This window comes from Microcella frigidaquae, assembly GCF_014200395.1.
Lineage (GTDB): Bacteria > Actinomycetota > Actinomycetes > Actinomycetales > Microbacteriaceae > Microcella > Microcella frigidaquae.
This window is the reverse complement of the sequence record NZ_JACHBS010000001.1, coordinates 406,929-428,666: the sequence shown is the minus strand read 5'-3', so window position 1 is coordinate 428,666 and position 21,738 is coordinate 406,929. Positions and strand designations below refer to the sequence as shown.

The following is a 21,738-nucleotide window of genomic DNA, read 5'->3' as shown; positions in this document are numbered from 1 at the left end:
TGCCTCGCCCGGTTTCCACTACGTGTGCCCGCCGACCTGAAGTCTTTACAGATATAGAAGTAAATGTAAGTATGATCTACTTGTGCTTTCGGATCACACCGCCCTCGAGGTCCCGGTCGCTGTGCGCGAGCGCCGAGTGTGGCGCCCGCGTGAGACGGGGTACTACTCGCGCCGCGAACTCGAGCGCCAGTCCGGGGAATATGAGGCGATCATCCCGATCTCGCTCGCAGGCTGGCGACCGAGCATCCCGGCAGCGCTGGTGGCCGAGCTTGAAGATGCGACGGCCGCGCTCGTCGACTTCGATTCCTACGCCGACCGGCGGCTTTCGGCGGCGAGCGGAACGCTCGGGCCGATGTCGGCGATCCTCCTGCGCTCCGAGAGCGCGTCGAGTTCGCAGATCGAGCGGCTGACGAGTTCGGCCCGGCAGCTGGCTCTCGCCGAGCTGGGGGAGGCAAGTGGTGCCAACAGTCGCACCGTTGTCGGAAATGTTCGCGCCATGGAAGCCGCGCTCGCCCTGGCTGATCGCCTCGACGCGGCAGCCATCCTCCAGATGCACGAGGCGCTGCTGAGCCACCAGGAGGACATGGCCGAGTACGCCGGGCGGTGGCGCGATGAGCTGGTCTGGATCGGTGCGGGCGACGCCGGGCCGATCGGGGCAGAGTTCGTCGCGCCGCACCCCGAGCACCTGTCGGCGGCCCTCGCCGATTTCGAACGCTTCATCGCGCGCGATGATTTGCCGGTGCTGCTTCACGTCGCTGTCGCTCACGCGCAGTTCGAGACCCTGCACCCCTTCGTTGACGGCAACGGGCGCACCGGTCGTGCGGTGGCTCAAGCCATGCTCAAGGCGAAGGGGCTCGTGGCCCGCACCACCGTGCCGATCTCCTCGGGCCTGCTCGTCGACATCGACAGCTACTTCGACGCTCTCACCGCGTTTCGGGCGGGGGATGCCCTGCCGATCGCTCGGCGATTCGCCCTGGCCGCTCTCGCCGCTGCAGCGACCGGCATGACGCTCATCGACGACCTTGCGGCCGCTTTGGAGGGAGCGTACGAGAAGCTGGCGGGTGTGCGCAGTGACGCCGCTGCGCGCCGGGTGCTGCCGGTCTTGATCGGCCAGCCGATCGTCAACGCGACGTACCTGCGGTCGACGCTCGGGCTCAACGAGGTGGCGGTCAAGCGGGCTCTGGACACGCTCGTGGCGCGAGGGGTGCTCGTCGAGTCGTCAGGGCGCCGACGCAACCGCACGTGGGCGCAGCCGGAGATGCTCGCTGCGCTTGACGCCTACGCGCGACGAGTGAGGCGAGGGCGCCGCTGACGAAGTGTGTCGTCGCGAACTCGTAAGGTGACGGAATGGTCATCCTCATCCGTTCCGGCGACTCAGGCTGGAGCGAGCCGTCGCTCACCGGGTACGAGAACGAGGCGTCGCTGCAGCAGCTGATCGCCGAGCATCCGTCTCTGATACCGGGCGTGGGTGAGCGCGCCGTCGCGTGCCGCGAGTTCTCGAGCGGGGTCGGACCGGCAGACGTCGTGATTCTCGACGAGTCGGGCGAGCTGACGCTCGTCGAGTGCAAGCTGACGACGAACCCGCAGATTCGGCGCGAGATCGTCGGGCAGGTGCTCGACTACGCCTCGCGGCTGTGGGGGATGGGAGTCGAGGCCTTCGAGGCGACCTGGCGGCGGGCGTCGAAGTCGGAGGTGTCGCCGCTGGCGGCGTTCGACGCGGAGGGTGCCGAGACGCGCGAGCGCCTGGCCGAGAACCTCGAGGCCGGGCGTATGCGTCTGGTGCTCGCCGTCGACAAGGTCAATGACGACCTGAAGCGCATCGTCGAGTATCTGAACGCGATCACGCTCGGCGAGATCGCGGTGTTCGTCATGGAGTTCCAGCGGGCGCAGCGCGATGGTGTCGAGGTGCTCATCCCGACCGCGTTCGGCTCCGAACTTGCTGACGCGCGGGGTCGCCGTGACCGGGTCACGCGCGAGCGGTGGCCGATCGAATCGTTCGCCGAGTGGGGCGAGCAGCATGACCCCGACGGGCTGCCCGCCTACCGGGCGCTGCGGGAGCGGCTGCTGCAGCGCGGGTGGCGGATGAACGGGGTGCGGGCATCCACCCCGTCATTGAACGCCAGCATCGAGGTGCCGGCGCTCGGCGGCGTGCGCAAGTGGCCGATCTCTCTGCAGTCGGATGCGCAGCGCGGGTTGCGGCTCAACCTGCGTTTCGTCGACTTCGCCATGGCGCCGGAGGTTGCCGAGCGGATGACGGCCGAGGTGGAGGCCACCGTGCCCGGTGTGATCGACGCAGAGCGTGTGCGCGCGGAGAGGTACAAGGTGCAGCCGCGGGTGCTGCTGGGGTCGCTGAGCCCTCAGCAGGCGGAGGCGCTGGTCGACGCGCTGACGGCGGCGCTCGCCGAATAGCGGTGACGGCGTGGTGGATTCTCAGCGCGTCGGATTCGGATCGTTTCGCAACGCCGCAGCGAGCGGCGGCAGGTACCTCTCGACGACCTCTCGCACGGTTGCGCGGTCGACCCCGAAGTACTGGTGAACCAGGATGTTGCGGAAGCCGCGGACTTGCGGCCAGGCGATCTCGGGATGTGCGTCAGTCAGCTCTGCGGGGAGGTGCTTCGCCGCCTCGCCGATGATCTGCAGGTTGCGTTCGACGGCGTCTTCGGCCATGTCAGCAAGGTCACGGTCATCACTCGCAAGCGCGTCAGCGTATCGTCGGCACCGATCGATCGCCTCAAGGATGTCGGCGACGCGCTGATCAGTGCTGCGGCTCACAGGGCGACCGCGTCAGCTAGCGCTGACTCTGAGATGGATGGCTTGAGGAGCTGTTCGGGAAAGATGTCGATGTCGTCGCGACCGAACAGGGCGCGGGCTTCCTCCATGAGACCGGAGGCGCGCATGAGCAGGTTACCGTCGGCGGGGTTCATGGCCACCACGATGTCGATGTCGCTGTTGGGGCCAGCATCGCCGCGGGCCACTGAACCGAAGAGACGGGGGTGCGTTGCGTTGTACTTCTCCAGGAGAGCGTCCAACTCGCGTCGGCGCGCGGTGAGCAGTTCGCGCAGGGCGAGAGTCTCCGGTGTCGCGACGGTCATCGACATGCGTCGAGGATACCGGGGGAGGCTGTCACCGGCTCGAAGAGTTGACGTCAACGGCGACGTCGTCGATGACGGTCAGACCAACCGGCAGTGGGTTCACCCCCCTGACGTGGCATCGCCTCACCTTTGTCGGTGGTCGCCCCTAGCCTGAGGCTGTGCCCGTCAGAGCGAGGGGCCGGGAAGGGCCGCAGATGTCGACCTCGAGCGAGAACGCCGCGAAGAAGATTCTCTACATCGACATGGACAACACGCTCGTTGACTTCCCGAGCGGCATCGACCGGGTGTCGCCCGCCCTGCTCGAGCAGTACCCCGACCGCGACGACATTCCGGGCATCTTCGCCCTGATGGATCCGCTGCCCGGCGCGATCGATGCCGTGCACGAGCAAGCGCCACTGTTCGACATCTACGTGCTGTCGACTGCCCCGTGGGCGAACCCGACGGCCTGGCACGACAAGCTCGAGTGGATCAAGACGCACTTCGGCGCCGAGAAGGGTTCCGTGCTGTACAAGCGGCTGATCCTGTCGCACCACAAGCACCTGAACCGCGGCGACTTCCTGGTGGATGATCGCCCCGAGCACAACGGAGTCGACAAGTTCCCCGAGCACGGAGGAGAGGTCATCCACTTCGGCGAGCACGGAACCCACACGACCTGGCCTGAGGTCGTCGCCTACCTGAAGGAGAGCGCATGAAGGTCGAACTCTGGCCGATTCGCCGCCTGCTCACCGAGCAGGCGCTGCGCATCCCGGACTACCAGCGGCCCTACCGCTGGCAGCCGCGCAGCGTGCTGCAGCTGATCGACGACGTGCGCGCCTTCGCGCCGCACGGCGCGTACCGGCTCGGCACGGTGATCCTGCACGAGAACGACGGCCACCTCGACGTCGTCGACGGCCAGCAGCGCTTCGTGACGCTCGTCATGCTCGCGGCGCTTCTCGACGACCTGGCGTTTCAGGATGCCCGCCCGTCGCACCTCGCCACCGACGAGCTCGCCCACCACACCGTCGGGCAGTTCGGCCTCAGTGACTCGGCGCGGGCGCTCTCCGTCAACGCCGCTCAGGCGCGCGAGCTGCTCGCCAGCTGGACTGCCGACGAGCGCGAGGCGTTCGCCCAGTTCGTGTTCGACGGCTGCGAGGTCGTGGTGCTCTCGCTGCCGCGCATCGACGAAGCGTTCCAGATGTTCGACGCGCAGAACACGCGCGGGCGGCCGCTCGACCCGACCGACCTGCTGAAGGCGTACCACCTGCGCGAGATGGAGTCGGACGCGGTGCCGCGCGCGACCACCCTGCAGATGGTGGCGCTGTGGGAGTCGATCAAGCCGGCCGAGATCAGCACTCTGTTCGCCGAGCTGCTGCACCCGATCCGCTGCTGGGCGAGCGGTCGGCCCGTGCCCGAGGGCGGTTTTCGCGTCAGTGATGTCGACCAGTTCAAGGGCGTGCGGCAGGGCGACCCCGACAACGAGCACTACGCCTGGGCGCGCCCGATGCTCTACGCCAAGAACTTCACGGAGGACTTCACGCAGGAGAATGCCGCGCTCGTGCGCTTCGGCGCGATCGCGCCCGTCGCGTACCCGCACCAGGTCCTGCAGCCGATCATCAACGGCGAGACCTTCTTCACCTTCGTCGCCCACTACCACCGGCTCGCCACCCGCTACGGCATGCTCGGCGATGCTGACCTGCACGACCGCCCGCACCCGATCGGCTGGTTCGAGCAGCATCGCCGCGACCGCCGCTATGCCCTCGTGCGGCGGCTGTTCGACGCGCTTCTGCTGCTCTACGTCGACCGCTTCGGCGACCTCCTCGTCGACGACGCGGCGCGGCTCTTCGCGCGCCTCGTGCTCGCATATCGCGCCCAGCACTGGGCCGTGCGTCGGTCGATGGTCAACCGCTTCGCGCTCGGCCAAGCGGTCGGCGACGGCGGCGACGTCAACCTGTTCGCCGAACTGCGCGACACCCTGCGCCCGCACGCGCTCGTGCGTCGGGCCGTGCCCAAGCCCGTGCTGCCCGCGAACGTCCGGGCCTTCGGCGGCTACGACGACATCGTCGCCGCGTTCTGGCCCGCCATCCCCGCGCCCCGCGAACGCGAAGACGCTGATCCGATCGACGGCGCGGATGCGCGAGAGGAGGCGCAGCGATGACGACGACGGTGCCCGCCATCCTGTCGGTGCGTGACGCGGTCTCCGCCGCGCGCTACCGCGTGCCGATCTACCAGCGCGCCTACGCCTGGACGGCCGACGAGATCGAGACGCTCGTGTCGGACATCCGCGATGCGCGAATCGCAGACCCGACCGGCCGGTACTTCGTGGGCGCTCTCGTGCTGCATACCGAGCGCGACCCCGACGACCACACCGAGCTGCTCGACATCGTCGACGGTCAGCAGCGGCTCACGACGATCACCATCATGCTCACGCACCCCACCGTGCGGCAGCGCTTCGCCGACGCGGTCGACCTGCCCACGATCGACCCGCGACTCATCGGGTTCGAAGGCCGCCCCGCCGCGAGCCGCGATCTCGCCCGCATCGCGGGCGCGCGAAATGCCGACGAGCTCGAGCGCCTCGACGACGACGGAATTCGCGCCGCTGCCCGCCTCGTCGGCGCGTTGGTGGACCGCGGCGAGCTCGAGGCCGCCGACATCGCACACCTGCTCGACCGCGTGCAGCTCGTGCGCACCCTGCTGCCCGCGCGCACCGATCTGAACCACTACTTCGAGATCATGAACAGCCGCGGCGAGCAGCTCGAGAAGCACGAGATCGTCAAGGCCCGCCTCATGGAGCGGCTCGACACCGACACCGACCGGCGCACGTTCGCCGCCCTCTGGGACATCTGTTCCGACCTCACCAAGCACGTGCAGGCGCTCACCCCCAAAGCGGCCCGGACCGCCCTATTCGGCGAGACCTGGAACCGACGCACCGCCGCCGGCTTCGCCCAGCTCGGGGAGGCGCTCGACGCGGCGCGCGAACCCGCTGAGGCTCGATCGATCCTGGCCATTCTCGCTGCGGACCCGCCGAGTGTGGCCCGCACCGGTGCGACCGACGACGATGACGAGACCCCGCGCTACGGCGCCATCATCGACTTCCCGAACTTCCTTCTGCAGGTACTACGGCTGCACGTCAGCGTGTCGGGTGTCTCGGGCGCGCGCGAGGCCGATGGTGACGAGGTGTCGCTCGACGACAAGACCCTCGTCGAGCAGTTCGAGCGCGTCTTCGACGGGCGCGGCCCGGAGGCCGTGAAGCGGTTCGCCGAAGAGCTGCTCGAAACGCGGTTTCTGTTCGACAACTACGTGATCCGCACCGACAGCGTGCGCGACAGCACCGACGACGACTCCAACTGGGTCATCCACCGCGCCCACAAGGTGGGCGAGGGGCGCACCCAGAAGGTGTCGCCCGTCGCCGCCTTCGGCGACACGATCGAGCACCAGCGCGTGCTCATGCTGCAGGCCATGTATCAAGTGGTTGACTCGCGTCGCGCCTACAAGGAGTTCCTCCACGTCATCCTGCGCGAGCTGCGGCAGCAGTGGCGGGCGAGCACCGAGATCGACGCGCAGGTGCTGATCGCCACCCTCGAAGACGCTGCCGCGCAACGCGCCGCCCGCGCGGTCGAGAGCGGTGTCGATACCGGCACCGCCGTGCAACACTTCCTCTTCACCTACCTCGACTACCTGCTGTGGAAGCAGTACGTCGTCGACGGCGAGCTCGCCCCCGCGGGGGTGAAGCCCGCGGAGTTCCGGTTCCAGTACCGCAAGTCGGTCGAGCACTTCTATCCGGTGCAGCCCGACCGCGACCCGTTGCCTACCGACGTCGTCAACCGCTTCGGCAACCTGTGTCTCATGGGCCGTGACGAGAACGCTCGACGCTCCAACCTCATGCCGACCGCCAAGATCCGGCAGTACCTGTCGGGCGATCAGAGCCTGAAGTTCCAGCTCATGGCATCCGACGCGACCGCCGCCGACGAGTGGGGCGAGGCGCAGATCGAGCGGCACGGTCGGCTGATGCTCGACCTCATCGGCCGCTCGCTGCAGTAGCGACGGAGGGATCGCCACCGTCGCAACCGGCTCCACCGACGACGGGACGCCTGTCGGCATCGTCGATCGGCCGTAGGTCGTCCGATTCTCAGCGCGAGCTGTTCGCCGTGCGCCCCCGCACGATGCCGATGAACTCATCGACCAGAGGATGCGCGCCCACAATCGGCCACACGAGCGACACGCGCGTCTCGAGCCCATCGGTGAGCGGGCGCGCGACGACGTCCTTGCGCGAGTGGGCGCGGGCGACCGACTGCGGCATGACGGCGACGCCGACGTTGGCCGCGACGAGCTCGATCGCGTCGAGCCCGCTGCCGCCGAGCAGGTCGACGTCGAGCAGAGCGAGGTCGTCGAGGCCCGCCAGGTCGGCGCGGGTGAGGCTGTCGAGGCTCGCGGGCAGCGAGCCTTTCGGCGCCACGACGACGGGCGCTTCGCGGTACAGCTCGATGGCGTGCCGGTCGTCGTCGGGGGAGGTGTCGCGCACGAGCGCCATGTGCGCGGTGCCGTCGGCGAGGGCTTTGAGCGCCGCATCCTGATTCAAGGGGGTCAGTTCGAGGCGGCCGGGGGGTCGGCGTTCGCGCCAGATGCGCTCCCACTTGCCGGGGGTGACGCCCGGCACGAAGGCGACGACGAGCGGCTCGTGGCGCGGGCGGGTCGGCGTCGCGGGCATAGTCCCAGGCTAGCCGGGGAAGTGCCGCCACCCGCCGTCGGAGATCACCTCGACGACGCCGTCGACGACGCTGATGGCGCTCGCGTCGTCGATCACATAGGCGGGGTTGCCCAGCTTCGCGGCCCAGTTCTCGGCCGCGGTCATGGGGTTGCCGGGCCCGCCGTCGCGCGCCAGGTGCGGGCAGATCGAGAAGTCGACGAGCCCGAGCGCGGTGTCGTCGCCCCAGGGCGCCGGCCAGCCGACGAACTCGGTGCCGATGCGCGGCGTCATCACCATGCTGCCCGCGCTCATGCCGACCCAGACGGTGTCGGTCAGCGAGGGCAGCAGGTCGGCAAGGCCCGATTCGCGCATCCAGTGAGCGAGATACAGGGCGTCGCCGCCGGCGACGAGCAGCACGTCGGTCTCGAGCACGAGCGGCGTCCAGCGCTCGGCGTCGATGCTCGGCAGGGCGGTGAGTTCGAGCACGCCCATGCTCTTCCAGCCGAGGTCGACCATCGGATTCTCGGAGCGTCCGCTGATGAACTCCCAGGCCTTCGTGCCGGGCCCGACCCACGGATGGCCGTATTGCGCGGTCGGGATGCACAGGGCCGTCGCCTCGCTCACGGGTGTGCCGAGCATCCGTTCGAGCGCGTCGTGGATCGCGGCGGTGGTGACGCCGCCCGAGGTGAGCAGGAGCTTCATGAGGCCCCAGGCTAGCCCCGCCGCGCGCCGGGGCACCGTCGCCCTCCCGTACGCTCGACTGCATGACCGATGCCTCGCGCGAAGACCGCCGCCAGCAGCCGAAGCCGAAGAAGGAGCAGCTGCTGAGCCCGGCGACGGCGGCGAAGAAGCTCGAGCTGTACCTTCCGGCGACGCCGCCCGAGTTTCAGCAGACCCCGATCTCGCGCACGGCCCTGGCCGAGCTGCAGGCGAATCCGCCGGAGTGGCTGGTGACGCTGCGGCGCGAGGGCCCGCATCCGCGCAGTGTCGTCTCGGCCCGGCTGGGGGTCTCGAACTCGGCGCTCGCCCGGGGCGGCGTGAGCGACGTGATGACGACGGCCGAGATCGCGGACCTGCTGGCCGAGATGCCCGAGTGGCTGGTCGAGGAGCGCGAGAAGCGCGCGCCGGGCTCGGGTCGCCCGCCGGGCACCGCGGTGGGCGAGCGGCCGGCGCGACCCGAGTAGCGCGATACCGGCGCTCAGGGTGACGGCGTGCGGGCATCCCGTCGACGGCGCACCGCACCGGCTGCCGTCGTCAGCACGATGGCGATCACGGCGGCGGCGAGCACCGCTTCGACGCGGCCGACACCGAGCTGCAGCGCGTCGAACTCGTTGCTCGAGGTGAGCAGCACGGCCGGCGTGAGGAAGGTCACGAACACGGCGTAGCTGCCCTGCCGCAGGTAGGCGACCGAGAGCAGGCCGCAGAGGGCCGCGACGATGAGCGGCCACGGCGCGGGCGCGAACGAGACGGCAGTCGCGATGAGGGCGCCGACGATGGTGCCGGCGACGCGGTCGACCGACCGCGCCGTGCGGCGGTCGCCGCCGACCGAGACGATCATGGCGAACGACAGCAGAGCCCAGCCGGTGAAGGGAAAGTCGAGCAGTTCGCCGAGCCCCACGATGGTCACGGCACCGACGGCCAGCACCAGGCCGTCGACGAGGCGTTCGCGAACGGTTCCGGTGGTCGGCGGCAGGTCGCTGGGCGGCAGCAGGCGGGCGAGCCCGAGGGTGAAGGCCGCGCCGATCAGGGTTCCCAGCACCACCTGCCACAACTCGGCGCCGGTGGTGGCGAGGGCGGCGAACGCGAGCAGGTTGACGGGCGCGCGGGTCATGGTGGCGAACTCGCCGAGTCGGAAGAAGGCCTGGGCGAGGCTGGCCGCGATGAGCGCGGGGAAGATCGCGACGGGCCCGATCGGCCCGAGCAGGAAGCCGATGAGCGCGACAGCGACCGCGAGGCCCGCGGCGGCGAACCGCGAGCTCTGCTGCGCCGCGCGCAGCGGCGAGAGCAGCAGCATGATCGTGATGAACGCCGACTGGGCCGTGTTCGGCCCGATGAGCAGGGCGACGGGGGCGAGCACCGCGCCGATGGCCGCCACGAGCACGACCGCGGCGACGATCGCGGGTCGGCCGAGCCGCAGGTCGAATCGGGGTGCGTACGTCGCCATCGTGCCCTCCGTTGCCGTGTTTCGTCAGCCGGGAGCGTTAGCGTGTGCTGACCGTCCCTCAGCCTAAGGATGACCGCATGACGTTCGATGCATTGACCGAGCTCGCCGACCTCTACCGCGACCTGCACGCGCACCCCGAGCTCAGCTTCGCCGAGACCCGCACGGCCGGCATCGTCGCCGAACGGCTCGGCGCGCTCGGCTTCGCGGTGACGCCCAGCGTCGGCGGCACCGGCGTGGTCGGCGTGCTGGAGCGCGGCACGGGCCCGACGGTGCTGATGCGCGCCGACATGGATGCCCTGCCGGTGCGCGAGGAGACCGGGCTGCCCTACGCGAGCACGGTGACGGCGATCGGCGCCGACGGTGCCGAGGTGCCGGTCATGCACGCGTGCGGGCACGACATGCACGTCACGGCCCTCATCGGCGCGCTCGGGGCGCTCGCCGCGGCGGATGACTGGCAGGGGCGCATTCTGGCGGTGTTCCAGCCGGCCGAGGAGAAGGGCGCCGGCGCCCGGGCGATGATCGATGACGGCCTCTACACCCGCTTCGGCACTCCCGACCTGGTGATCGGGCAGCACGTCGCCCCACTGCCCGCCGGCGCGATCGGGGTGCGCACCGGGGCCGCCTTCGCCGCGTCGGATGCCCTCCGCATCACCCTCTACGGCCGCGGCGGGCACGGCTCCCGCCCGGAGGCCACCGTCGACCCGGTCGTGCTCGCGGCCTCGACGATCCTCCGACTGCAGACGGTGGTGTCGCGCGAGATCGCCGCGACTGATACCGCCGTGGTGACGGTGGGCGCCGTGCACGCCGGCACGGCGGCGAACATCATCCCCGATTCGGCGGAGCTGCGGCTCAGCATCCGCACCTTCGACCCCGACGTGCGTCGGCGGGTGCTGGCGGCGATCGAGCGCATCGTGCGCGGCGAGGCGCAGGCGGCCGGGGCCGACCGCGAGCCGGTGGTCGAGACCGAGTACTCGTTCCCGGCCGTCGTCAACGACGCCGCGGCCGCCGACCGGGTGCGCGCCGCGTTCGCCGCGGCGCTGCCGCAGGTGATGGTCGTCGACCCGGGCGTGGTGACGGGCAGCGAAGACGTCGGCATCCTCGCCGTCGAGGCCGGGGCACCGTGCGTCTACTGGGTGCTCGGCGGGGCCGACCCAGCGCAGTTCGCCGGACTGACAACAATCGACGAGATCGCGGCGCACGTGACGACGCTGCCCTCGAACCACTCGCCGCAGTTCGCGCCGGTCATCGAGCCGACGCTGCCGATCGGCGTGACCGCGCTCGTCGCGGCGGCGAAGGAGTGGCTGGCGCGCTGAGCGCCGCGCGCTGCCCTCGGCGGCCCGGGTGGGCCGCGCTAGGCGCGCCGCCCCCACACGCCGAGCAGCCCCGGCAGCACGGCGACGAGCCCGAGCAGCCCGAACACGACGCTCGCCGCCAGCGCGTCGCTCGCGGCGATGCCCGCCACCGGCAGCAGGGCGGCGGCCGCGCCTTCGCGCAGCCCCCAGCCGCTGATCGTCACGGGCACCAGCATGGTCAGCAGCACGAGCGGCACGAGGGCGAGCACGGCTCCCACCGGCAGAGCGACGCCCACGCTGAGCGCGCTGAACGCGAACGCGGCCAGGATGCTCGCCGTCGTCCCGACCGACAGCCCCAGCTGGGCGACCACGACCCGCCGGCCTACGAGCGCCACCGCCGACGTGCGCCCGAGCTCAGCGGCGCGTGCGCCCGCGCGCCCCGGCAGCAGCCGTGCGCCGGACGCGCCCGCCACCACGAGGCCGATGAGCGCCGCGCCCCCGAGCGCGATCGTCGCGGCGAGCACGACGACCTCGGTCGGCAGGTCGAGCCCGCCGGGCACCACGACGATCACGGTCGCCGCGACCGCCATCGTGGCGAGCAGCGCCACCTGCCCGGCGAAGCGCTCGACGACGACGGCCTGCGCGGCCACGGCCAGCCCGGCCGGCCCGCGGCTGCGCACCGCGCGGCCCGCGTCGCCGACGACCCCGCCGGGCACGGTCGAGTTGACCAGCTGCGCCAGGTAGTACTCGCGCACGGCGAGCCGCCGGGTCAGCGGCAGCCCGAGAGCCCCGGCCGTGAGGCGCCAGCGCTCGGCGGCGAGCAGCGTGTGCAGGGTGAGGGCGAGCGCGGCGGCGAGCATCCACCACGGGTTCGCGGAGGCGAGCGCCGCGAGAGCCGCGCGGCCGTCGGCGACCTGCCACAGCAGTGCCAGCAGGCCGACGGTGACGACCGACTGGATGCTCAGCAGCAGCCAGCGGCGCCCGAGCCGCACCCTCTCTGGGTCGGTCACTCGCGCCGCCGCCAGAGGGACACGATGTCGCGCCCGAACGACCAGCCGAGCGCGCCGAGCACGCCGACCGCGAGCACGATCGCGAGCGGGTGCGGCAGGCCCGGCAGCTGCAGCACGATGAGCGTGATCATCTGGATGACCGCGACGACTTTGCCGCTGTAGCGCGGGGGCAGCGGGCCGTGCAGCCACGGCCAGATCGCGCCAGCGATCCCGAACAGGTAGCGGGGCAGACCGAGCAGCAGCACGATCCACGGCGCTCCGCCGACCACGACGGCGAGGGCCGCGAGCACGAGCGCGAAGACCGAGTCGACCTCCATGTCGAACCGCCCGCCGATGGCGGTCGCGAGGCCCTGCCGTCGTGCGAGGTGCCCGTCGACGCCGTCGAGGCTCAGCGAGACAGTGGCGATGGCGATGATCGCGATCGTCGCGGGCGTCGGGCCCGACGCGGGAGCGCCGGTCAGCAGAGCACCGAACAACGGGATGCTCAGGGCCGACACGAGCGCCAGCCGGAAGAGCGTCACCGCGTTGGCCCCGCCCAGCCGCGCGTGCCCGTGGTGCCGGTGCAGCTGACGGGCCGCGACGCTCGCGCCGACGGCGTACACGCCCGCCCCGGCGGCGAGGGCGCCCGCTCCGGCCGCGGCGAAGGCGAGCATCCCGAGCCCGATGACGACCGCGAGACCGCCGACCGCGAGCGCCGCGAATCGAGCGGCGACCCCGCGCGCGCCCCCCCGGCGCGGGCGCGGCGACGGGCACGGCGGTCATGGCTCGACGCTACTGGCGCTCAGCCGAACAGGTGCCGGTACGCGCCGTAGCCCTCGGCCTCGAGCCGGTCGACCGGCACGAAGCGCAGAGCGGCCGAGTTCATGCAGTAGCGCAGACCGCCCTTGTCGCGCGGGCCGTCGTCGAAGACGTGCCCGAGGTGGCTGTCGGCGCCCGTCGAGCGCACCTCGACCCGCTTCATGAACAGCGAGCGGTCGATGTGGGTCGAGACCGCGTCGGCGTCGATCGGCTGCGTGAAGCTCGGCCAGCCCGTGCCGCTGTCGAACTTGTCGAGCGACGAGAACAGCGGCTGGCCCGACACGACGTCGACGTAGATGCCGGGCTCGTGGTGATCCCAGTACTCGTTGCGGAAGGCGGGCTCCGTGCCGTCCTGCTGCGTCACGCGGTATTGCAGGGGCGTGAGACGGCTCAGCGCGTCGGCGGTGGCGCGGTAGTCGACGGGGTTGTGCTGCTCGGCCACGGTTCCTCCTCGGGAGCCTCACTCGGGGCCGCCGGCCGATCGGGAAGGGTGACCAGCCAGCAGCCGATGAGGATCAGGATGAACCCGAGGCCTGTGAAGACGGTGACCGTCTCGCCCAGCACGAGCGCGCCGGCGACGACGGCGACGGCGGGGTTGACGTAGGTGATCGCCGTCATGCGCACGGGGCCGATCTCGGCGATGAGGGCGAACATCAGCAGGAAGGCGATCGCGCTGCAGACGACGGCGAGCACGAGCACCGAGACGATGGCCGCGGGGGAGGGCACGACGGTCGGCCACCCCCCGGTCACCCCGACGATCGGCAGGTAGATGACGGCGGCGGCGGCGAGGGCCAGCGACATGACGCCGATACCCGGCAGGTCGCTCATGTACTTGGCGAGGATCGCCGGGCCGACCGCGTAGCCGACGACCGCGACGCTCAGCAGCGCGACCGCGCCGAGGTCGCCGCGGCCCAGGTCGAGGCCGACGACGGCGGCGACGCCCGCCGTGCCGGTGAGCAGGCCGAGCACGGTGAGCGCGGTCACGCGGTGGCGACGGCCGAACACGAACGCGACGCCGATCGCCACCAGCGGGATGCTCGCCAGCAGCAGCCCGGTGGTCGAGCTCGGCAGCGTGATCTCGGCCGCGTTGAGCGCGTACCAGGGCAGCACGATCTCGGCCACCGCGAAGGCCAGCAGCACCTTCCAGCGACGCAGCACCGGCATCAGCGCCCGTCGGCGCGCGGCGATCGGAAGCAACAGGGCGGCCGCGAGAACGCAGCGTGCCAGCACGAGGAACTCAGGGCTGAGCTCGGCGACCGCGATCTTGATGAACAGGTACGGGATTCCCCAGATCACGCCGAGCGCGATGAACAGGATCAGGCCACGGCGAGTCACCGGCTCATTCTCGCGCATGCCGGGCGGCCCGCGAGCACGGTGCGCGGGTGCGCAGTGCCTTCCGGGTCAGCGGCCGCGGGGCGGCTACGCTGACGCCGTGCCGCACCCCAACTCGCGTCAGGCGCGCGCCGCCCGTCGGCGTCGCACGCGCGTCGCCGCGGCCGACAACGACCTCACACCGACCCAGTGGGCTGAGCTGCAGGCGCTGTGGGGCGGTTGCGCCTACTGCGGCGCCACCGATCGCCCGCTGCAGCGCGACTGCGTTCAGCCGATCACGCGCGGCGGCCGCTATACGCTCGACAACGTCGTGCCCGCGTGCGGATCGTGCAACGCCAGCAAGAGCAACGACGAGGTCACCAGCTGGATGCGCCGCACCCGCCGCGACGAGCGCGCATTCCTCGAGCGGCTCGTCGCCGTGCGTGCCGCGCTGGGCGGGGCGGCAGCGGATGGTGTCGAACCGGTCTCCGAAACCGTCAGCGAATCGGAATGACGCCGTCGAGGCCGAACCACGCGCGGTCGGCGCTGAGTGCCGGCAGTCGCAATCGGTCGGCGAGCGCGAGGCAGAGCCGGTCGGCGAGCGAGAGGGGCGTGCCCGGCATCCAGCGCACCGCGGCGGCCTCGGCGTCGTCGACATCGACGGGCAGAACCTGCAACGGGTAGCTCAGCAGGAGCGCTCGAGCGACTTCCCACGCATCGGCGCGGCGCACCTTCTGCGCGACCTCCGACCAGTTCACCGCGCTGATCACGGCCCCTTCGACCAGGTGTTGCCGCACGACCTCGGCGCCCGGCTCGCCCTGCAGGTAGGCGAGCAGCGCGGAGGAGTCGACGACGATCACGGTTGCGCGGTGGTCGTGTCGTGGCCGGCATCGCGGCGGCGGTCGGCCATGAGTTCGCCCAGCAGGTCGCGGCCGGCCAGCCGTGACCGCACCAGGCGTTCGACCGCGCTCCGGTCGGCGAGCAGCACCCCGAGCTCGGTGTCGAGCGCGACGAGCACCGAGCCCTCCTCCCACCCGTGCCGGGCGCGGATGCTCGCGGGGACCACCACACGACCCTTGTTTCCCACCTGAACAGCCAGCGTGTCACTCATAGGGTGACCGTACCACGTGAGACCCCCGGCTCGACCAGACTGTCGATAGCCTGAGCCCGTGCGCCGCGCCCTCCTCGTCCTCTCCATCGTCGTCGCGGCGACCCTCGTTCTCGCCGGAACCGTCGTCGCCGGGGTGTCGATCGCGCGCGTGCTCGCCGACGTCTATCTCGCCCAGGTCGCGGCCGGCGAAGGTGACGGTGCCGGCGACGACCGCGGCACCGACCCCGGCCAGGGCGGCATCGGCGGGGGATCCGCCGACGGGCCCGGCATCGAGTCCGACGAGGATTTCGGAACCGTCGAGGTGTACGACGTCATGGCGAGCGGCGAGCTCGACCCGCCCGCGGCGGGTGATGCCGCCGACGTCTGGGGGCTGTACGTCGACCTGGTGGGGGCCGAGGTCGCTGGGGCGAGCATCCTGCAGTTCAAGGTCGGCGACGCGCCCGAGAGCGACACGCTCGCCTACGTCGTGCAGGATCGCGACCCGCAGTACTGGATTCTCGTGGTCAACCTCGCGATCGTCGACGAGCCCGACCTGCTGGCCGCCACACTCGTGCACGAGCACGCCCACGTGTTCTCGTACGCCGAGACGCAGTTCGACGCTCGGCCCACGAGCTGCAGCACCTTCGAGGTCGCCGAGGGCTGCGTGCTCTCGGACGCCTACCTGTGGGCGTTCTACGAGGAGTTCTGGTCGGGCTATCCGGAGCACCCCGACCTGGAGAACACCGATCCCGACATCGCGTACGACTTCTACCTCGCGCACGAGGAGGACTTCGTCAGCGACTACGCCGCCACGAACATCGGCGAGGACTTCGCCGAGTCGTTCATGACCTATGTGCTGGAGGATGACTGGTCGCCCCGCACGCCGACGGGGGCGAAGCTGTCGTTCTTCGACCGCTACCCCGAGCTCGTCGAGCTCAGAGAGCGGATGCGGGCCGCTCTCGGCGCAGCGTGAACAGGTAGGGCTCGGCCAGGCCGCGGAGGTCCATCGCCCCGACCAGCGTGTCGTCGTCGACCGCGCGGAAGACGTCGATGATCGGCAGCTGGTCGTAGCTCATCGCGGCCGACGTCACGCCGCGGTACTCGACCGGCCGGAGGCGCGCCCGGGGTCGGCGGGTGGCGAGCAGGGGCAGCAGCGCCCGGAACGCGATCGCCGTCGCGCGACCCGTGAACCGCTGGCCGTGCCGAGCGGCGAGCCCGAGCGGCACCCGGCCGGGGTCGGCGTTCACGAGCCGTCCGCGCGCGCCGACGAAGACGAGGGGATGCACGCTCTCGGCGCTGTCGAAGCGCTTGCCGTGCCAGCCGAGGTTCTCGAGCAGGCCGTCGAACGGGCCGCCGGTCGGGATGCCCGCACCCCGCCAGTCGCCGACCATGGTCGGCACGGCCACGGGCGCGAGGGTGTCGTAGAACGCGAGCGCCTCGGAGAGCGCGGCGCCCTGCTCGAGGCTCGCGAGGGTGCGGTGCGCGGCGGCGGGGTCGGTCACCCTCCCGATTCTTCACCCTATGAATGTGCCCGGCGCCCGGAAGCCGGAAAGTCGTTTCCGGTATCGTGGCATCACTAGCGCACCTGAGGAGGCGTCGACCCCGCCGTGGACCATAGTCCCGCACCATCCGACTCACCCAGCCATAGTCCCGAGCGGCCGGTCATCCGATGATCGAGCCGCTGCTCACGCTCCTCCTCGGCATCGTGCTGATCCTCGCGATCATCGCCGCCAACGGCTACTTCGTGGCCCAGGAGTTCGCCTTCATGTCGGTCGACCGCACGAAGCTGGCTGCCCGCGCTGCCGAGGGTGACGCCGCCGCGGCCCGCGCTCTGCGGGTCACGAAGCGCACGACCTTCATGCTCTCCGGTGCCCAGCTCGGCATCACCGTCACCGGCTTGCTCGTCGGCTTCGTCGCGGAGCCGCTCGTCGGCGAATCGATCGGGGTGCTGCTCGGCGGCACCGGTATCGACCCGATCGTGTCGATCACCATCGGCACCGTGCTCACCCTCTCGGTCGCCGCGATCGTGCAGATGATCGTCGGCGAGCTGTACCCGAAGAACCTCGCCATTGCCGCGCCCGAGAAGCTGTCGCGCGGCCTCGCGCGCTCAACCCTCGTCTACCTCACGGTCTTCGGCTGGCTCATCGCCTTCTTCGACCGCTCGGCGAACCTGCTGCTGCGCCTGCTGCGCATCGAGCCGGTGCACGACCTCGACGTCAGCGCCTCCGCCGAGGATCTGCCCCACATCATCGCCGACTCGCGCGACAGCGGCGACCTGCCCCGCGAGCTGTCGCTCATGATCGACCGCATCCTCGACTTCCCCCAGCGCGACGTCGAGCACGCGATGATCCCGCGCTCGCAGGTCGACTGGGTGCGCCCGACAGCGACCGTCGCCGAGCTGCGCGCCCTCATGGCCCGCGCCCACACCCGGTACCCGGTCATCGACGACGACGATGCCCCGGTCGGCGTCGTGCACCTCGCCGACGTGCTCGGCCTGCCCGCCGACGCGGCGGACGTTCCCGTCGCCACGCTCATGCGGCCCGCGACGGTCATCCCGACCCTCATGCTGCTACCGGATGCTCTCGCCCAGCTCTCCGCCACCCGCAACGAGCTCGCCTGCGTGATCGACGAGTACGGCGGATTCGCCGGCCTGCTCACTCTCGAGGATCTCGCCGAGGAGGTCGTCGGCGAGATCACCGACGAGCACGACCTCGACACGGGCGAGCTCGTGATCCCCGACGGCGACGACGAGTGGCTCATGGACGGCGACGTGCACCTCGACGAGGTCGAGCGCGCCATCGGGCACGAGCTGCCGCGCGGCGATGTCGAGACCATCGCGGGCCTGCTCATCGCGGCGCGCGGCGCACTGCCCGCCGAGGGCGACACAGTCACCATCGACCTGCCGCTCGACCCCGCCGAGCTGGTCGCTGACGATCCGCAGCACCGCCGCATCGCCGTCGACGTGCTCGAGGTCGAGCGGCATGTGCCGACCGCCGTGCGGGTGCGGCTGCTCACACTGTCGGTCGACGAGCTCGACCGCGAGGAGGACGCCCGATGACCGATCCGCTGCTGAACCCGTGGATCGTGACGCCCATCACGGTCGCGCTCATCGCCCTGAGCGCGTTCTTCGTCGTCATCGAGTTCGCGCTGCTCGGCGCGCGCCGCCACCGGCTGGAGGAGCGGGCGGTCGAGAGCCGGTCGGCCCGCGCCGCGCTCCGCGGCATCAATGAGCTGACCCTCATGCTCGCCGGAGCCCAGCTGGGCATCACCGCCTGCACCTTCGCGCTCGGCGCCATCACCAAGCCAGCGGTCGACGCCTGGCTGCAGCCGCTGTTCGCCGCGGTCGGCGCACCGGAGTGGCTCGCGGGCGGCGCCGCCTTCGTGCTCTCGCTGTTCGTCGTCACCTTCCTGCACCTCGTCGTCGGCGAGATGGCCCCCAAGTCGTGGGCCATCGCCCACCCCGAGACGTCGGCCCTCGTGATCGGACTGCCCTCGCGCGGCTACATCTGGCCGCTGCGCCCCCTGCTGGGCTGGGTCAACCGCATCGCCAACCGGCTCGTGCGGGCCAGCGGTGTCGAGCCGGTCGAGACGGTCGCCGTCGGGGGACAGGACGCCGCCACGATCCGCCAGCTCGTCGAGCACTCGGCGAGCGTCGGCACGCTCGAGTCGGAGGTGCAGCAGCAGATCTCGGGGCTCATCGACCTCGGCTCGCTGCCGGTCTCGGCGCTCGTGCGCACCGGCCGCGCCCCGACGCAGGTGCCGGTCGGAGCCACCGTCGCCGACGTGCGGGCCGCCGCGCGCGCGTCGGGCCACCTGCGCATCCTGCTGCGCACCGACGACCCGGCCGCGCCCGCGGTCGTGCACGTGCGCGACACGCTGCTCGACCCGGACGACCGCGCGGCGGCCGACCGGGCGCGGCGCGCCTTCGTGCTCGCCGCCGACACCCCGGTCTATGAGGCGCTCGCCCGCATGCGCGAGCACAGCGTGCAGCTGGCCGTCGTCGTCGAAGGCGGCAGCCTGCGCGGCGTCGTGACCCTGGCCGACATCCTCACGCGGGTGCTGCCCGTGCCGGCGCGCTGAGCCGACCGCCGCGGCTGTTCGCGCGGATGCTCAGGCGAGGTCGAGCCGCATGACCACCCGGCGCGTCGTCGGGTGCGAGACCTCGGTGAACCCCGCCGCGAGAAACGGCCCCACCGGCCCCACGTTCAGCTCGTCCCAGGTCACCGCGGCGCCGCGCGTCAGCATCGGGTAGCCCTCGACCGCGCGGGCCCCGCGCGCGCGGGCGTGCTCGACCGCCGCCGCGACGAGGGCGTACGTGAGGTGCTGCCCGCGGAACCCGCGCCGCACCACCAGGCAGGCGATCGCCCACACCGTGTCGTCGTCGGGCAGCTCGGCGCGGCCGGCCCAGGGAACGGGGGAGCCGCGCAGGCGGCGGAACGCGCTGCGGGCATCCACCGCCGCCCAGCCGGCCGGCTCGTCGTCGACGTACGCCACGATGCCCGCGGTGCGGGCCGGATCGCGGTCGGGGGAGCGGTCGTCGCACCCGACCGCCTCGCGCAGCACCTGGGCGCGCTGCTCGACCGGCAGGGCGTACCACTCGCGGTCGCCGAGCCGCTGCCGCGTGCACTGGCAGCGGCCCGCCGCGCCCGTGAGGATCGCCTGCAGGTCGTCCCAGCTCGCCTCGTTCGCGGGCACGATGCGGATGCTCGACTCAGCCACGCGTGCCACGCTAGTGCGCCGCCCGCCTGAGCACGAGCGTCTGCAGAAGCATCCGAGGTTCGGTCGAACCCCCTGCGGGCGCACGTTCTGCCAGCGTTCGCGCTCGCGATCGTGCACGACAGCCCGGTCCGCGACCGCCGATAGGCTGGAGGCGTGTCCAAAGTCCTGACCTCCCTCCCCGTCGGCGAGCGCGTCGGCATCGCGTTCTCCGGCGGCCTCGACACCTCGGTGGCCGTCGCCTGGATGCGCGACAAAGGCGCGATCCCCTGCACCTACACCGGTGACCTCGGCCAGCCCGACGAGCCCGACGTCGCCGCCGTTCCCGGCCGGGCGAAGGAGTACGGCGCCGAGATCAGCCGGCTCGTCGACGCCAAGGCCGCCCTCGTCGAGGAGGGCCTAGTCGCCCTCGCCTGCGGTGCCTTCCACATCCGCAGCGCGGGCAAGGCCTACTTCAACACCACACCGCTCGGCCGTGCCGTCACCGGCACCCTCCTCGTGCGCGCCATGAAGGAGGACGGCGTCGAGATCTGGGGCGACGGCAGCACCTACAAGGGCAACGACATCGAGCGCTTCTACCGCTACGGCCTGCTCGCCAACCCCCGCCTGCGCATCTACAAGCCCTGGCTCGACGCCGACTTCGTCACCGAGCTGGGCGGCCGCCAGGAGATGAGCGAGTGGCTCGTCGCGCACGGCTTCCCGTACCGCGACTCGGCCGAGAAGGCCTACTCGACCGATGCCAACATCTGGGGCGCGACGCACGAGGCGAAGACGCTCGAGCACCTCGACGTCTCGCTCGAGACGGTCGAGCCGATCATGGGCGTGCGCTTCTGGGACGAGTCGGTCGAGATCGCCGCCGAGACGGTCACGGTGCGCTTCATCGAGGGCCGTCCCGTCGCCCTCAACGGCGTCGAATTCACGGATGCGGTGCAGCTGGTGCTCGAGGCGAACCGCATCGGCGGCCGCCACGGCCTGGGCATGAGCGACCAGATCGAGAACCGCATCATCGAGGCCAAGAGCCGCGGCATCTACGAGGCTCCCGGCATGGCCCTGCTGCACATCGCCTACGAGCGGCTGCTCAACGGCATCCACAACGAGGACACGATCGCGAACTACCACGCCGAGGGGCGCCGCCTCGGGCGCCTCATGTACGAGGGTCGGTGGCTCGACCCGCAGTCGCTCATGCTGCGCGAGAGCATCCAGAAGTGGGTGGGCTCGGCGGTGACCGGCGAGGTGACGCTGCGCCTGCGGCGCGGTGACGACTACACGATCCTCGACACGACCGGCCCCGCCCTGTCGTACGCGCCCGAGAAGCTCTCGATGGAGCGCGTCGGTGACGCGGCCTTCGGCCCCACCGACCGCATCGGCCAGCTGACGATGCGCAACCTCGACATCGCCGACTCGCGCGCCCGGCTCGAGCAGTACGCCGCCCAGGGCATCATCGGCGGGGCGACGGCGCAGCTCGTCGGCAGCATCACGGCGGGGGAGGCCGAGGAGGTCGTCGAGCACGCGGTGCCGCTCACGGCCGAGCGCGAGGCGCTCGCCGAGGCGATCGACGCCGCGGGCGAGAGCGCCGCGTTCGACCTCGGCACCGACTGAGGC

The 21,738-nt window shown here is 71.3% G+C and carries 25 protein-coding genes; 12 read left to right on the top strand and 13 right to left on the bottom strand.

Annotated elements, in window-relative coordinates:
* The first annotated feature begins 82 nt into the window (after positions 1 to 82).
* Together BJ959_RS02070 and BJ959_RS02065 are read left to right on the top strand one after the other, a co-directional pair.
* Positions 83 to 1,312, top strand: coding sequence for a Fic family protein (locus tag BJ959_RS02070; RefSeq protein ID WP_341799817.1), 1,230 nt, complete (start codon positions 83 to 85; stop codon positions 1,310 to 1,312).
* Positions 1,313 to 1,347: 35 nt separating this feature from the next.
* On the top strand, positions 1,348 to 2,409 hold the full coding sequence (locus BJ959_RS02065) for a PDDEXK family nuclease (protein ID WP_153980939.1): 1,062 nt from the start codon (positions 1,348 to 1,350) through the stop codon (positions 2,407 to 2,409).
* Positions 2,410 to 2,430: 21 nt separating this feature from the next.
* Here the strand turns inward: BJ959_RS02065 and BJ959_RS02060 are convergent, their stop codons facing one another.
* Together BJ959_RS02060 and BJ959_RS02055 are read right to left on the bottom strand one after the other, a co-directional pair.
* Positions 2,431 to 2,772: a HepT-like ribonuclease domain-containing protein gene (locus tag BJ959_RS02060; protein ID WP_153980940.1), complete on the bottom strand. Its 342-nt coding sequence runs from the start codon at positions 2,770 to 2,772 to the stop codon at positions 2,431 to 2,433.
* On the bottom strand, positions 2,769 to 3,098 hold the full coding sequence (locus tag BJ959_RS02055; protein ID WP_183321823.1) for a nucleotidyltransferase family protein: 330 nt from the start codon (positions 3,096 to 3,098) through the stop codon (positions 2,769 to 2,771). Before BJ959_RS02055 ends, BJ959_RS02060 begins: the two co-directional genes overlap by 4 nt.
* 188 nt (positions 3,099 to 3,286) lie before the next feature.
* Here BJ959_RS02055 and BJ959_RS02050 point away from each other — a divergent pair, with 188 nt between their 5' ends.
* Genes BJ959_RS02050 through BJ959_RS02040 form a run of 3 tightly spaced genes read left to right on the top strand, consistent with a single transcriptional unit; the run spans position 3,287 to position 7,109 of the window.
* Entirely contained in the window at positions 3,287 to 3,784 is a 498-nt protein-coding gene (locus BJ959_RS02050) for a 5' nucleotidase, NT5C type (RefSeq protein ID WP_153980942.1), read from the top strand.
* A complete protein-coding gene (locus BJ959_RS02045) occupies positions 3,781 to 5,226 on the top strand; it encodes a DUF262 domain-containing protein (protein WP_153980943.1) in 1,446 nt (481 codons plus the stop codon). The genes BJ959_RS02050 and BJ959_RS02045 overlap by 4 nt, the downstream gene beginning before the upstream one ends.
* Positions 5,223 to 7,109 (top strand): GmrSD restriction endonuclease domain-containing protein, encoded by a 1,887-nt coding sequence (locus tag BJ959_RS02040; RefSeq protein WP_153980944.1) that lies wholly within the window; start codon positions 5,223 to 5,225, stop codon positions 7,107 to 7,109. Before BJ959_RS02045 ends, BJ959_RS02040 begins: the two co-directional genes overlap by 4 nt.
* An 88-nt stretch (positions 7,110 to 7,197) precedes the next feature.
* On the opposite strand, the gene BJ959_RS02035 is transcribed toward BJ959_RS02040, so the two are convergent.
* Together BJ959_RS02035 and BJ959_RS02030 are read right to left on the bottom strand one after the other, a co-directional pair.
* Positions 7,198 to 7,776 carry a LysR family transcriptional regulator substrate-binding protein gene (locus tag BJ959_RS02035; protein ID WP_153980945.1) on the bottom strand — a complete coding sequence of 193 codons (579 nt, stop codon included), beginning with the start codon at positions 7,774 to 7,776 and terminating at the stop codon, positions 7,198 to 7,200.
* 9 nt (positions 7,777 to 7,785) lie between these two features.
* Positions 7,786 to 8,457 (bottom strand): Type 1 glutamine amidotransferase-like domain-containing protein, encoded by a 672-nt coding sequence (locus tag BJ959_RS02030; protein ID WP_153980946.1) that lies wholly within the window; start codon positions 8,455 to 8,457, stop codon positions 7,786 to 7,788.
* A 62-nt stretch (positions 8,458 to 8,519) separates the two neighbouring features.
* Between BJ959_RS02030 and BJ959_RS02025 the strand changes: the two genes are divergently transcribed.
* Positions 8,520 to 8,939 (top strand): DUF5997 family protein, encoded by a 420-nt coding sequence (locus BJ959_RS02025; protein ID WP_153980947.1) that lies wholly within the window; start codon positions 8,520 to 8,522, stop codon positions 8,937 to 8,939.
* 14 nt (positions 8,940 to 8,953) lie between these two features.
* Here BJ959_RS02025 and BJ959_RS02020 read toward each other — a convergent pair whose 3' ends face one another.
* The gene (locus BJ959_RS02020) at positions 8,954 to 9,919 is read right to left on the bottom strand and encodes an FUSC family protein (RefSeq protein WP_153980948.1); all 966 of its coding nucleotides are present in this window, start codon (positions 9,917 to 9,919) and stop codon (positions 8,954 to 8,956) included.
* Between the two features lie 77 nt (positions 9,920 to 9,996).
* Between BJ959_RS02020 and BJ959_RS02015 the strand changes: the two genes are divergently transcribed.
* Positions 9,997 to 11,232, top strand: coding sequence for an amidohydrolase (locus tag BJ959_RS02015; protein ID WP_153980949.1), 1,236 nt, complete (start codon positions 9,997 to 9,999; stop codon positions 11,230 to 11,232).
* Positions 11,233 to 11,270: 38 nt separating this feature from the next.
* On the opposite strand, the gene BJ959_RS02010 is transcribed toward BJ959_RS02015, so the two are convergent.
* From BJ959_RS02010 to BJ959_RS01995, 4 genes are all read right to left on the bottom strand, one after another.
* Complete coding sequence (locus tag BJ959_RS02010; RefSeq protein ID WP_207948959.1) at positions 11,271 to 12,221, bottom strand: lysylphosphatidylglycerol synthase domain-containing protein; 951 nt, start codon at positions 12,219 to 12,221, stop codon at positions 11,271 to 11,273.
* Positions 12,218 to 12,874, bottom strand: coding sequence for a CDP-alcohol phosphatidyltransferase family protein (locus BJ959_RS02005; protein WP_153980950.1), 657 nt, complete (start codon positions 12,872 to 12,874; stop codon positions 12,218 to 12,220). The genes BJ959_RS02010 and BJ959_RS02005 overlap by 4 nt, the downstream gene beginning before the upstream one ends.
* Positions 12,875 to 13,002: 128 nt before the next feature.
* On the bottom strand, positions 13,003 to 13,461 hold the full coding sequence (gene msrB / locus BJ959_RS02000) for a peptide-methionine (R)-S-oxide reductase MsrB (RefSeq protein WP_153980951.1): 459 nt from the start codon (positions 13,459 to 13,461) through the stop codon (positions 13,003 to 13,005).
* Positions 13,410 to 14,354, bottom strand: coding sequence for an EamA family transporter (locus tag BJ959_RS01995; protein ID WP_153980952.1), 945 nt, complete (start codon positions 14,352 to 14,354; stop codon positions 13,410 to 13,412). Before BJ959_RS01995 ends, msrB begins: the two co-directional genes overlap by 52 nt.
* 97 nt (positions 14,355 to 14,451) lie before the next feature.
* Between BJ959_RS01995 and BJ959_RS01990 the strand changes: the two genes are divergently transcribed.
* Positions 14,452 to 14,844, top strand: coding sequence for an HNH endonuclease (locus tag BJ959_RS01990; RefSeq protein WP_341799819.1), 393 nt, complete (start codon positions 14,452 to 14,454; stop codon positions 14,842 to 14,844).
* On the opposite strand, the gene BJ959_RS01985 is transcribed toward BJ959_RS01990, so the two are convergent.
* Both BJ959_RS01985 and BJ959_RS01980 read right to left on the bottom strand, forming a co-directional pair.
* Entirely contained in the window at positions 14,828 to 15,190 is a 363-nt protein-coding gene (locus tag BJ959_RS01985) for a PIN domain-containing protein (RefSeq protein ID WP_153980954.1), read from the bottom strand. The genes BJ959_RS01990 and BJ959_RS01985 overlap by 17 nt on opposite strands.
* The gene (locus tag BJ959_RS01980; protein WP_165878965.1) at positions 15,187 to 15,441 is read right to left on the bottom strand and encodes an AbrB/MazE/SpoVT family DNA-binding domain-containing protein; all 255 of its coding nucleotides are present in this window, start codon (positions 15,439 to 15,441) and stop codon (positions 15,187 to 15,189) included. Before BJ959_RS01980 ends, BJ959_RS01985 begins: the two co-directional genes overlap by 4 nt.
* A gap of 58 nt (positions 15,442 to 15,499) precedes the next feature.
* On the opposite strand from BJ959_RS01980, the gene BJ959_RS01975 reads away from it, so the two are divergent.
* Entirely contained in the window at positions 15,500 to 16,393 is an 894-nt protein-coding gene (locus BJ959_RS01975; protein ID WP_153980956.1) for an NADH:ubiquinone oxidoreductase subunit 4 (chain M), read from the top strand.
* Here BJ959_RS01975 and BJ959_RS12925 read toward each other — a convergent pair.
* Complete coding sequence (locus tag BJ959_RS12925) at positions 16,356 to 16,922, bottom strand: DUF4334 domain-containing protein (RefSeq protein ID WP_153980957.1); 567 nt, start codon at positions 16,920 to 16,922, stop codon at positions 16,356 to 16,358. The genes BJ959_RS01975 and BJ959_RS12925 overlap by 38 nt on opposite strands.
* Before the next feature lie 167 nt (positions 16,923 to 17,089).
* On the opposite strand from BJ959_RS12925, the gene BJ959_RS01965 reads away from it, so the two are divergent.
* Entirely contained in the window at positions 17,090 to 18,478 is a 1,389-nt protein-coding gene (locus tag BJ959_RS01965) for a hemolysin family protein (protein WP_153980958.1), read from the top strand.
* On the top strand, positions 18,475 to 19,500 hold the full coding sequence (locus BJ959_RS01960) for a CNNM domain-containing protein (protein ID WP_153980959.1): 1,026 nt from the start codon (positions 18,475 to 18,477) through the stop codon (positions 19,498 to 19,500). Before BJ959_RS01965 ends, BJ959_RS01960 begins: the two co-directional genes overlap by 4 nt.
* Positions 19,501 to 19,530: 30 nt before the next feature.
* Here the strand turns inward: BJ959_RS01960 and BJ959_RS01955 are convergent, their stop codons facing one another.
* Positions 19,531 to 20,139: a GNAT family N-acetyltransferase gene (locus tag BJ959_RS01955; RefSeq protein ID WP_153980960.1), complete on the bottom strand. Its 609-nt coding sequence runs from the start codon at positions 20,137 to 20,139 to the stop codon at positions 19,531 to 19,533.
* Between the two features lie 153 nt (positions 20,140 to 20,292).
* Between BJ959_RS01955 and argG the strand changes: the two genes are divergently transcribed.
* Positions 20,293 to 21,735: an argininosuccinate synthase gene (gene argG / locus BJ959_RS01950; RefSeq protein ID WP_153980961.1), complete on the top strand. Its 1,443-nt coding sequence runs from the start codon at positions 20,293 to 20,295 to the stop codon at positions 21,733 to 21,735.
* Positions 21,736 to 21,738: the final 3 nt, after the last annotated feature.

What these genes read in the sequence shown, in the direction of transcription:
- BJ959_RS02065 (WP_153980939.1), top strand. Translation starts at nt 1,348, where the DNA reads ATGGTCATCCTCATCCGTTCCGGCGACTCAGGCTGGAGCGAGCCGTCG.
- BJ959_RS02055 (WP_183321823.1), bottom strand. Translation starts at nt 3,098, where the DNA reads ATGTCGATGACCGTCGCGACACCGGAGACTCTCGCCCTGCGCGAACTG.
- BJ959_RS02050 (WP_153980942.1), top strand. Translation starts at nt 3,287, where the DNA reads ATGTCGACCTCGAGCGAGAACGCCGCGAAGAAGATTCTCTACATCGAC.
- BJ959_RS02045 (WP_153980943.1), top strand. Translation starts at nt 3,781, where the DNA reads ATGAAGGTCGAACTCTGGCCGATTCGCCGCCTGCTCACCGAGCAGGCG.
- BJ959_RS02040 (WP_153980944.1), top strand. Translation starts at nt 5,223, where the DNA reads ATGACGACGACGGTGCCCGCCATCCTGTCGGTGCGTGACGCGGTCTCC.
- BJ959_RS02035 (WP_153980945.1), bottom strand. Translation starts at nt 7,776, where the DNA reads ATGCCCGCGACGCCGACCCGCCCGCGCCACGAGCCGCTCGTCGTCGCC.
- BJ959_RS02030 (WP_153980946.1), bottom strand. Translation starts at nt 8,457, where the DNA reads ATGAAGCTCCTGCTCACCTCGGGCGGCGTCACCACCGCCGCGATCCAC.
- BJ959_RS02025 (WP_153980947.1), top strand. Translation starts at nt 8,520, where the DNA reads ATGACCGATGCCTCGCGCGAAGACCGCCGCCAGCAGCCGAAGCCGAAG.
- BJ959_RS02020 (WP_153980948.1), bottom strand. Translation starts at nt 9,919, where the DNA reads ATGGCGACGTACGCACCCCGATTCGACCTGCGGCTCGGCCGACCCGCG.
- BJ959_RS02015 (WP_153980949.1), top strand. Translation starts at nt 9,997, where the DNA reads ATGACGTTCGATGCATTGACCGAGCTCGCCGACCTCTACCGCGACCTG.
- BJ959_RS02005 (WP_153980950.1), bottom strand. Translation starts at nt 12,874, where the DNA reads ATGCTCGCCTTCGCCGCGGCCGGAGCGGGCGCCCTCGCCGCCGGGGCG.
- BJ959_RS01980 (WP_165878965.1), bottom strand. Translation starts at nt 15,441, where the DNA reads ATGAGTGACACGCTGGCTGTTCAGGTGGGAAACAAGGGTCGTGTGGTG.
- BJ959_RS01965 (WP_153980958.1), top strand. Translation starts at nt 17,090, where the DNA reads ATGATCGAGCCGCTGCTCACGCTCCTCCTCGGCATCGTGCTGATCCTC.
- BJ959_RS01960 (WP_153980959.1), top strand. Translation starts at nt 18,475, where the DNA reads ATGACCGATCCGCTGCTGAACCCGTGGATCGTGACGCCCATCACGGTC.